Raw genomic sequence first — 2,796 nt, 5'->3', positions numbered from 1 at the left:
CCCTTGGTTGAGCCGCTCGACCTTGGCGGCGTCGATGTCGACGCACACCACCTGATGCCCGACTTCGGCAAGGACCGCAGCCTGCACGAGGCCGACATAGCCAATTCCAAACACCGTCAAATTCATTCGGTTTCATTCCCATGCAAGGCAGCGGACCGTTTTCGGTCCCGCCGGTTCAAATCGACTTTCCCAACTACTTTACACTGCATGCCAGCGATTCCGGAAATTGACAGGGTTCGCCGAGCGCCGTGAAGGCAACCCGCTCGATCTGCAGGGAAAGCTTGCGGCCCGGATCCGCGAACGCTCCCATCCAACCCTTCATCGTATCGCTGCCCCAAAAGCTGAAGAATATCTTCTGTGCATGGCTGGGCAGCTTCGCCGGGTCGGTAATCGTGTTCACCAGCTGGCCGTTGACGTACCATCGCAAGCTGTCCTTCTGCCAGACGAAGGCGTAGTCGTTGAAGGCGTTCTCCGTGCCGCCCGGCACGTCGACCAGCTTCTCGTTCTTGCCCTTGCCCGCGATATAGGCATTGACCTGCACCTTGGAGGTGTCCTTGGTCAGCACCTCGAAGTCGATCTCGTCCCAGGGCTGCTTGTCGCTGGGACCGATATAGGTGAAGAACGCCGCGTTAAGGCCGGAGCCGGTATCGGTCTTCAGCCGTGCCTCATAGGTGCCGTAGCCGAAGCGCTGCTTGGTCTGGATCTCGCCGCAGACGTAGTCGCGATCCTTCAGCGTCTGCTTTTCGAAGCCGAGCGAAAGCACATTATTCGACAGTTCGACCATGCCTTTCGACCAGGTGCAATTCTGATGGCTGCCGTTGTTCCAGCCGTCGGAAACATACCAGCGCGCACGATCGAAGCTTTTGAAATCATCGACGAAGGACGGCGATGTCGGAATGTCCTGGGCGTAGGAAGGGGTTGCCGGGAAACCGCCGAGAGCAGCCAGCAGCAACGCACCGAGCGACCCCAGCCGTCGCCAGGCGGCTTGTCCGGTCCGATATGCGAGAGGCGGCGCGTCAATTGCCGTCGTAGGTTTCGGATTCGACTTCATATCAAACTCACCTTTGCGCTGTGTGTCCCCAACCCAAAGTCGACGTGCGAACCGCTCCTGAACGGGCCAACCTTGACCTTCCCTGTGACCCTCTCGATTGCTTCCCGCCTTGCATCAAATCTGTTGCAACAGTTCCGAGCCTTCACGTTTCAACCTCTGCCGGCGCCTGCCGGCCAGGCGAATTCCGCCGAGGCGGCGGCCGAATCGGCGTCCTCGTCGAAGACCATATCCAGCGAATGACGGAGCTCTTTCATCATGCCGTCCTGGCGCGACAGCGCTGCAATGCGGCGTTCGCAATTCAGGATTGACTGTGTCAGTGCGCTGACTTCCGAAGACCGCTTGTCGGAAGCTGAGCCGTTCTCCATGGCTTCGACCAGGAAGGCGGCGTTGGTCGACGTTGTCCGGTAGCGATTCTCAAGCCCGGTTCTTTCGGCCTCGATCTCGGCCGCAATTTGTTCGAACAGCTTTGCCAGACGATCAAGACGTGAAACATCGGCCTGCCGGTCGCGGGCCGGATCCCTTGATCTGAAACCGAATATCGAGGCCATGGGCTCAGGTTCCTGTCATCGCCGGCTTGTGGGCCGGGCTTCTGGCCGATCCCCGCAGCCGGGGCTCAAAAACTCGCCTTGCATTGTCCTGCTCCTCTGAAGGAGAGACATCGGACCAATCCGATCGGGGGCCAGTTCGGCTGGTCGTCCAATATGCTGCACCGCAACATAGACTGCCATCGTCGGAGCCGCGAGGCAACCACCCAATTCGTAAACTCATAAATCCAGCCGAAATGGTTTGCGTGATGACGTGTCGCGAGCGGACAAACCGCAGGCCTCGGGCCTCGCTCTCAGCGTTCCTTGCCCATGCTGGTTCCAGCCATCAGAAAGCGCCGCGGCGGCACAGGCTTTTGGCTGGACATAAGGCCGACGCGACGAAACAGCGCCTCGAGCTTGTCGGAAGCCACGCCCTGGACGATGGGGACGAGGTTGGACAGGCTGGCGAAAGCGTAAGCCGCGGCCGATGCCAGCCCCCGCTCAGCCTTGACGTCAAGGAAATTGCGCAGCCGATATTTGTCGCGCACGTGCCGTTCATGCCGCCGCAGCACCGCCTTCGAGCCTTCCGGCAGACTGTCGATCGCCAGCAGCGCCAGATCCGCATCGGCCAAACGCTTCAGGTCCTGAGTCTTGTGGCGGCCGCTCAAAGAATCGGCGCGGACGACGGCGCCGTAGCCGCAGGAGCGAATGACCTTGAACCGCGCCCCGCATGCGACTGCGCGGGCGTAGAGTTCATAGTCCTCGCCCAGCCGCAGGCTCTCGTCGTAGCTCAACCCGTGGCGGTGGAGGAAGGCACGGCTTATCACCGGCTTCAAGAAGCCCAGTTCGCCCCTCTGCACGCGGCGCCTGGAGATGTTGCCTTCGACGAAGCGCTCGAAATCGAGGAATTCCGGATCGGCGGCAAATTGCGGCGCGACGATTTTCGTCGCGTCGCCCGTCGCATCATCCCTGATCAGCATGATGTTGTCGGCTGCGAAATCCCAATCGGCCCCGGCAAACAGGTTGCGAAACCGGCCTTCGAGGAAAAAATCGTCGGCATCAAGAATGCTGATGAACGGCGATTTCGAGCCGGCGATGGCTGCGTTGCGGGCAAAGGAGGGGCCGCGATTGACATCGAGGCGCATCACGGAGAGCCGCCCGCTGCCATCATCGGCGGATCGTGCGACATCGGCGGGGTCGTCGGTGGAGGCATCATCGACA

The 2,796-nt window shown here is 60.8% G+C and carries 4 protein-coding genes; all 4 read right to left on the bottom strand.

Translation table 11 applies throughout. The annotated features are described in order from the left end of the window. The coding region (locus EN893_RS27390; RefSeq protein WP_164901149.1) for a 3-hydroxyacyl-CoA dehydrogenase NAD-binding domain-containing protein at positions 1-126 on the bottom strand (126 nt) is incomplete at its 3' end. Between the two features lie 67 nt (positions 127-193). Beyond that, positions 194-1,051: a family 16 glycosylhydrolase gene (locus tag EN893_RS27385; RefSeq protein ID WP_127267658.1), complete on the bottom strand. Its 858-nt coding sequence runs from the start codon at positions 1,049-1,051 to the stop codon at positions 194-196. Between the two features lie 149 nt (positions 1,052-1,200). Further along, positions 1,201-1,599 carry a hypothetical protein gene (locus tag EN893_RS27380; protein ID WP_127267659.1) on the bottom strand — a complete coding sequence of 133 codons (399 nt, stop codon included), beginning with the start codon at positions 1,597-1,599 and terminating at the stop codon, positions 1,201-1,203. Positions 1,600-1,889: 290 nt separating this feature from the next. After that, positions 1,890-2,796 (bottom strand): glycosyltransferase (locus EN893_RS27375; RefSeq protein WP_128361927.1); only part of this gene is annotated, 907 nt, incomplete at its 5' end.

Source organism: Mesorhizobium sp. M7A.F.Ca.CA.004.04.2.1 (genome assembly GCF_004022825.1).
Taxonomy (GTDB): domain Bacteria; phylum Pseudomonadota; class Alphaproteobacteria; order Rhizobiales; family Rhizobiaceae; genus Mesorhizobium.
The sequence above is the reverse complement of the archived record's forward strand: the minus strand, read 5'-3'. Positions and strand labels throughout refer to the sequence as shown.